This is a genomic window from Roseibium sp. RKSG952 (assembly GCF_009711355.1).
The window spans coordinates 1-1109 of record NZ_SMMF01000457.1 but is presented as its reverse complement, the minus strand read 5'-3'; the positions used below and the strand labels follow the sequence as shown (position 1 = coordinate 1109).

1 protein-coding gene is annotated in these 1109 nt (G+C 56.4%); it reads right to left on the bottom strand.

The window, feature by feature from the left end; genetic code table 11:
* Window positions 1–8: 8 nt before the first annotated feature.
* A partial coding sequence (locus tag E1297_RS01545; protein ID WP_155133026.1) for an MFS transporter occupies window positions 9–1109 on the bottom strand: 1101 nt, incomplete at its 5' end.

The window sequence follows — 1109 nt, the reverse complement described above, 5'->3', positions numbered from 1 at the left end:
GCTCGGCGTTATTGTAGATCCTTGCCCCTTGTCGTTTTTACGAGCAGCAGCGACAGGAAAGCAGCCAGTGCAAACACCATAATGTAAATCGCTGGCGAGGTGCCATGGCCAGTCTTCTGAACAAGGAATGTTGCCACCGCAGGCGCGGTCCCGCCAAACAGGGCAAGAGCAAGATTGTGTCCGATTGACACGACACTCACGCGCACGCCTTTGGAGGGAATTTCAGCCATCATGATCGGATTGGTCCCCTGAAGCCCTCCAATCAGAATTGCAAAGCCGACCTGTCCTAAAACGATCAATCCGGCGTCAGGATGGCTCATGACAAGCATCATGGGAAAGGCCAGCAACAGCAACAAACCGTTACCGATCATCAACACACGCCTGCGGCCGAAACGGTCTGACAACAAACCACTAACCGGAATGGTTGCCAGCTGCACAAACAGCGTGAATGTGTTCAATTCCATCGCCACAGCGGTGGAGAGATCCGTGCTGCTGGCAAGGTAAGCTGCAGAAAACACGAATACGATGTAAAATGAGACATTCGCTGAAGCGGCAAGGGCGGCAACGCGGAGGATGTCCGTCCAATAATTGCGGATCGCGACAATGGCCGGCGAGCGCCCCGGATGCACCTTGTCTTCGGGTTCGATGTGTTCCGGCAAGATGAGCGAGCGCCTGAGCACGATGCCGATGATCATGATGACGATCCCGGACAGGAATGCGTACCGCCAGATACCATCGGTCAGCTGCGCGTCCGAGAAGACATAGGCCATTCCCGTGACCACCCCGGAGCCGAGAATGAACCCGGCGATGCTGCCGGCGTTGGACATGCTGGTCGCGAAGCCTCTGCGGCTCGGCAATGCATGTTCGGCCAGAAAGACAATGGATCCGCTGAATTCCCCCCCAACCGAAATCCCCTGAACAATTCTCAATAGAACCAACAGGAGCCCGGCGGTTGCTCCGATCTGGTCGGTGGTCGGCAAGATCCCGATCAGGGCGGTGCTGATGCCCATCATCATGATCGAAATGATCAGCACATTTTTCCGGCCAACCGTGTCGCCGATATGCCCAAAGATGAAAGCCCCGAGCGGGCGGGCAAGATACCCTGCCGC